6 protein-coding genes are annotated in these 5,749 nt (G+C 70.6%); all 6 read left to right on the forward strand.

Going from position 1 to position 5,749, the window contains the following annotated elements; translation table 11 throughout:
- The coding region (locus tag AC1D1S_RS18665) for an FAD-dependent oxidoreductase (RefSeq protein WP_476995162.1) at nt 1-462 on the forward strand (462 nt) is incomplete at its 5' end.
- Nucleotides 459-1,727, forward strand: a complete 1,269-nt coding sequence (locus tag AC1D1S_RS18670) for a CaiB/BaiF CoA transferase family protein (RefSeq protein WP_476995163.1) — start codon at nt 459-461, stop codon at nt 1,725-1,727. The genes AC1D1S_RS18665 and AC1D1S_RS18670, both read left to right, overlap by 4 nt.
- A complete protein-coding gene (locus tag AC1D1S_RS18675) occupies nt 1,724-2,530 on the forward strand; it encodes an enoyl-CoA hydratase-related protein (RefSeq protein ID WP_476995164.1) in 807 nt (268 codons plus the stop codon). Before AC1D1S_RS18670 ends, AC1D1S_RS18675 begins: the two co-directional genes overlap by 4 nt.
- A 62-nt stretch (nt 2,531-2,592) precedes the next feature.
- Nucleotides 2,593-3,525 (forward strand): dihydrodipicolinate synthase family protein, encoded by a 933-nt coding sequence (locus AC1D1S_RS18680; RefSeq protein ID WP_476995165.1) that lies wholly within the window; start codon nt 2,593-2,595, stop codon nt 3,523-3,525.
- Nucleotides 3,525-4,313, forward strand: a complete 789-nt coding sequence (locus tag AC1D1S_RS18685) for an SDR family oxidoreductase (protein WP_223915886.1) — start codon at nt 3,525-3,527, stop codon at nt 4,311-4,313. The genes AC1D1S_RS18680 and AC1D1S_RS18685 overlap by 1 nt, the downstream gene beginning before the upstream one ends.
- A gap of 56 nt (nt 4,314-4,369) precedes the next feature.
- Nucleotides 4,370-5,749: aldehyde dehydrogenase family protein (locus AC1D1S_RS18690; RefSeq protein ID WP_476995166.1), on the forward strand; the 1,380-nt coding region annotated here is incomplete at its 3' end.

Genomic DNA, 5,749 nt, shown 5'->3' on the forward strand with positions numbered 1-5,749 from the left:
GACTACGTCCGCGCCAACCTGCCCGGCTTCGAGAACTGCTACATGCTCGACGTCGCGTCCCAGATGGGCGTGCGCCAGACACGACTGCTCGAAGGCGAGTACGTCATGACGAAGGACGATGTCACTTCCCGCCGCCACTTCGCCGACACCGTGGCCCGCGGCCGCGACTACTACTACCCGTTCCGCTCGCTGCTGCCCAAGGAAGTTGACCAGCTGCTCGTCGCCGGCCGGCACTACTCGGCCACCCCGGAAGCGCAGAAAATGTCCCGCGAGATCCCGCCCTGCATGGCCATGGGCCAGGCCGTCGGGGTCGCCGCCGCGCTGGCGATCGAAAACGGCACACTGGTCCGCGACGTCTCCCCGCTGGACATCCAGCAGGGCATGCGCCGCCACGGCGCGGACCCGGGCGACGTCCCGTCGTCGAACGCCACCCTGGACCTGGACGCGGTGGTGGGGGCATGAGCACCGTGATTGAGGACCTGCTGGCGTCAACTGACGGCACGACGGCGGCCCCCTCCGTCGGGACGGAAGCTGCGCCAGCCGGCACCCCGCTCCCCCTGGACGGGATCAAGATCGTGGACTTCACCCAGGTGTTCATGGGCCCGTCCTGCACCCAGCTCCTGGGCGACTACGGCGCGGACATCATCAAGGTGGAACGCCCGGGCGCCGGGGACATCTCCCGGAACTCGTTCCCGGACAAGGACGGCCAGGACAACCCGATCTTCCTGTCCATCAACCGGAACAAGCGCAGCATCTCCGTGGACACGCGCACCGACGAGGGCAAGGACGTGCTCCGCCGCCTGCTCGCCGACGCCGACGTAGTGGTCAGCAACTTCCGCTCCGGCGTCATGGAACGGATGGGCTTCGGCTACGAGGAGCTCAAGGAGCAGAACCCGGGCATCATCTGGGCCTCCGGCACCGGCTTCGGCCCCGTGGGCCCGTACTCGCACAAGGGCGGCCAGGACGCGATCGCCCAGGCCTACTCCGGCGTCATGTGGCGGCGCGAGTCGGACGACATGAAGCCGTCGATCTACCCCACCACGCTGTGCGACTACATCACGGGCATGCACCTCATGCAGGGCATCCTGCTGGCCCTGCGCACCCGCGAGTCCGCCGGCGTCGGGCAGAAGGTGGAGGTGACGATGTACGACTCCATGCTGCACCTGCAGATGCAGGAAGCCTGCATGCAGCTCAACCGCGGCTACGAGGTCAACTGGGGCGCCATGCCGCTGAGCGGTGTCTTCGAAACCACCGACGGCGCCGTGTGCATGGTGGGCGGCTTCACCCCGGACCCGCTGGCCCGCATTTCCGAGGCCCTGGGCCTGGACGAGGACCTCACGCAGCGCCCCGAGTTCGCCAACCTGGAGCAGCAGTTCCAGCACAAGCCGGCGCTGCAGGCGATCTTCCGCGAGCGCATCGCCACCAACACCACCGAGTACTGGACCACCAGGCTGGAGGACCAGGGCCTGCTGAACGCGCCCGTGCACACGCTGGAGCAGACCCTGGGCGACGCGCAGACGCACGCCAACGGCATGATCGTCGAGGCCGAGCACCCCGGAGTGGGAACGGTGCGCATGCTCAACGCCCCGATCCGGCTCTCCGCCACCCCGCCCACCGTCCGGCGCGTCGCGCCCCGGCTCGGCGAACACAATGTCGAAGTCCTGCTGGAGAACGGCTTCGACGCCGAGACCATCGAACGCCTGCAGCAGCTGGGGGTGCTCCGGTGACGGCCGTTTCCGAGACACTCGTGGACGAGGTCACCCTGACCATCGAGAACCACGTCGCCACCGTGGTCATCGACCGCCAGCACGTGCTCAACGCCGTCGACGGCGGCGCGCAGGCCCGGCTCAACGAGATCTGGGACCAGCTCGAAGCCGATCCGGACGTCCGCGCCGTGGTCATCACCGGCGCCGGGACCCGGGCCTTCTGCGTCGGCGCGGACATGTCCGCCTCCGCCGTGGACAAGACCGGGCTCGAATACTGGGCGGGCCTGGACCCGAACGGCTTCGGCGGGCTCAGCCTGCGCACCACGCTGGACATCCCGGTGATCGCACGGGTCAACGGTTATGCGCTCGGCGGCGGCATGGAGATCGTGCTCGGCGCGGACATCGTGATCGCCGCGGACACGGCCCGCTTCGGGCTGACGGAACCGCGCGTCGGGCGTCTGGCGCTCGACGGCGGCATCCACCAGCTGGTGCGCCGGATCCCGTACACGCAGGCAATGGGCATGCTCCTGACCGGGCGGAAGGCCGAGGCCACAGAGATGCAGTCCATGGGCCTGGTCAATGAGGTGGTCCCCGCGGACCAGCTCGACGCCGCGGTACAGCGCTGGGTGGACCAGATCCTCGCCTGCGCCCCCACCTCGGTCCGGGCGGTCAAGCAGATGGTCACGCAGACCGCGCACCTGTCCGCCACCGAGGCCCGTGGCCTCCGGCTCCCCGCCCTCATGGCGGCGCTGGACAGCGAGGACTCCGCCGAGGGCGTCCGCGCCTTCCAGGAGAAGCGCCCGCCGCACTGGCCGGGACGCTAGCCGTTCCACGGCCCGAAGATTCAGCCGCTCGAAGAACAACAAGAGCTTAGAAGGAGAAACCAATGCGGGAGTCACTGACACCCGGCGTGTGGGGCGTCGTCGCCACACCGTTCCAGGGCAGCACCCTGGATGTCGACACGGACAGCCTGGCCGGGCTCGTGAGCTACTACGAGTCGATCGGCGCCACGGGACTCACGGTCCTGGGCGTGTTCGGCGAGGCCGCGGCCCTGACGGCGGCCGAGCGCAGCCTGGTCCTGGAAGTGGTCGTGGAGGAAACGCGCCTGCCCCTCGTGGTGGGGGTGACTTCCCTCTTCACCGGCACGGCCGTCGATGAAATCCGTTCCATCCAGGCCGCCACCGGGGACAGGCTGTCGGCCGTCATGGTCCAGGCCAACTCGGCCAGCCCCGGGGTGGTCATCGCGCACCTGAACGCCATCCACCAGTCCACCGGCGCCAACGTCGTGCTGCAGGACTACCCGCTGGCCAGCGGCGTCCACATCAGCACCGAGGCGCTCATTTCCGTGGTGCGGGCCTGCGGCTTCGTCACCGCGGTAAAGGCCGAGGCCCCGCCCACGTCCGTGGCGATCGGGCACCTCACCGCGGCCCTCGACGTCTCTGTCTTCGGCGGCCTCGGCGGCCAGGGGCTGCTGGATGAGCTCATGGCCGGCGCCGCGGGGGCGATGACCGGTTTCTCCTACCCGGAAGCGCTCATCGCCTGCGTGCGGGCCTGGCAGAAAGACGGCTACGGGGCCGCCCGCGATGCCCTGCTGCCATACCTGCCGCTGATCAACTTCGAGCAGCAGGCGAAAATCGCGCTGGCCATCCGCAAGGAATGCCTGCACCAGCGCGGACTCATTGCCGACGCCGGCGTCCGGGCACCGGCCGCGCCGTTCCCGGAGGCGCTTCGGACCGGGCTGCGCACGCACCTGACCGAGGCCGCCGAGGCCCTCGGCCCGAACCCGGTCGCCGTGCTGACCACGGCGGGGAGGAACTGATGGATTTCGGAATCAGCGGAAAGACCGCCTTTGTGGCCGCCTCGACGGGCGGCCTGGGCCTCGCCATCGCCCGGGCCCTCGCCGCCGAAGGCGTCCGGGTGGCCATCACCGGCCGGCGCGAAGTCCGCGCCAAGGAGATCGTGGCCGAACTGACGGACGCCTACGGACCGGGCGCCGTCGCCATCGAAGCGGACCTCAGCACCGCCGAGGGCGTGGCCGCCGCCGTCGAACAGACAGTCGCGGAACTCGGGCCCATCGACATCCTGGTCCTCAACGGTCCCGGGCCGAAGCCCGGCGCGGCCGCCACGCTCGGCGCGGACGACATCGCCGCGGCGTTCGAACAACTCGTCAAACCGCACCACGCCCTGGTCTCGCACATCCTGCCGGGCATGCGGGAACGGCGCTGGGGCCGGATCCTGGCCGTCGGCTCGAGCGGCGTCGTGGCACCACTGCCGAACCTGGCCGTGTCCAACACCGGCCGCGCGGCACTGGCCGGCTATCTCAAGACCCTCGCCGCCGAGGTGGCGCTGGACGCCGTCACGGTCAACATGCTCCTTCCCGGACGCATCGCCACGGACCGGGTCGCGGAACTGGACCAGGCCGCCGCCAAACGGCGCGGCACCACGCCCGAGGAAATCCAGCTCGAATCCCGCAAGACCATCCCCGCCCGGCGCTACGGCGAACCCGAGGAATTCGGCGCCGCCGCGGCGTTCCTCTGCAGCGCGCCGGCCTCCTACATCACCGGCGTGGCACTGCGCTGCGACGGCGGCCTGATCCGCGGGCTCTAGCCACAGGCGCTGAACACTCAGCACACACCCTGCTCCGACTCTCACGAAGGACCACAATGACTTCCACCGACACAGACACCTCAACCGCAACAGCCCGGGACCTCCTCACCGCCCGGCACCTGATCAACGGCGAATGGCTCGGCGGGGCGGTCACCGAGCGGATGAACCCGGCCCGCCCGGGCGAACTCGCCGCCCTCTCCCCCAGCGGCACCGCAGCCGACGTCGACGCCGCCATCAGCGCCGCCGCCGCCGCGCAGCCGGCCTGGGCAGCCATGCCCGCCCCGTCCCGCGGCGCCATCCTGATGGCCGCCGGCAACCTGCTCCTGGAGCGCCAGGCCGCCATCGCCGAGGACCTTGTCCGTGAAGAGGGAAAGACCCTCGCCGAGGCCAAGGGCGAGGTCAAGCGCGCCTCCGACGTGCTGCGCTTCTTCGGTTCCCTCGGCTGGGCCGCCACCGGCGAGGTGCTGCCCAGCGGCCTGCCGGACACCACCATCACCACCCGCCGCGAGGCTCTCGGCGTCGTCGGGCTCATCACGCCGTGGAACTTCCCCATCGCCATCCCGGCCTGGAAGTCCGCGCCGGCGCTGATCAGCGGCAACGCCGTGGTCATCAAGCCGGCCGAGCTCACCCCGCTCTCCGCCACGCACCTGGCCCGCGCCCTGCAGGACGCCGGGCTGCCCGCCGGCGTGTTCAACGTGGTCCATGGCAAGGGCCGCGTGGTGGGCGACGCCCTGGCCCGCGATCCCCGCATCGCCGGGTTGTCCTTCACCGGCTCCACCAACGTCGGGCTGGGGCTGCAGGAGATCCTCAACGCCCGCCGCGCCCGGGTCCAGCTGGAAATGGGCGGCAAGAACGGCGTGCTGGTCCTGGACGACGCCGATCCCCGCAAGGCCGCCCAGGTGGTGGCGGCCGGCGCGTTCGGCCTCACCGGCCAGGCCTGCACCGCCACGTCCCGCGTCTACGTCACGCCCGGCATCCGCGAGGAATTCCTGGCGGCCCTCACCGAGGAAGCCGCGCAGTACACCGCCGGCGACGGCCTCGAGGCCGCAAGGATGGGCGCCGTGGTGAGCAACCAGCAGTTCGAACAGAACCAGTCCGCGGTGCGCACCGCCGTCGAACGCGGCGCCACGCTGCTGCACGGCAAGTACGACGGCGGCACGGACGCCGGCTTCCTCTTCCCGGCCGCCATCCTCACGGAATTGCCCTTCGACGATGCCGCCGTGACCGAAGAGATCTTCGGACCCGTCGTGGCCGTCCTCGAGGTCCCGGACTACGAGGCCGGGCTCGCCGCGATCAACGACTCCCGCTACGGCCTGACCGCCGGCATCTGCACCGACTCCCTGGCGCTCTCCACGGACTTCGCCGCCCGCGCCCAGGCCGGGGTCATCAAGGTCAACCGTCCGACGGCGGGCCTGGACCTGAACGTGCCGTTCGGC

The sequence above is a fragment of the Arthrobacter sp. P1_A5 genome (assembly GCF_056406825.1).

Excerpts from the sequence above, each read along its gene's own strand:
- AC1D1S_RS18670 (WP_476995163.1), top strand. The coding sequence starts at position 459 with ATGAGCACCGTGATTGAGGACCTGCTGGCGTCAACTGACGGCACGACG.
- AC1D1S_RS18680 (WP_476995165.1), top strand. The coding sequence starts at position 2,593 with ATGCGGGAGTCACTGACACCCGGCGTGTGGGGCGTCGTCGCCACACCG.
- AC1D1S_RS18685 (WP_223915886.1), top strand. The coding sequence starts at position 3,525 with ATGGATTTCGGAATCAGCGGAAAGACCGCCTTTGTGGCCGCCTCGACG.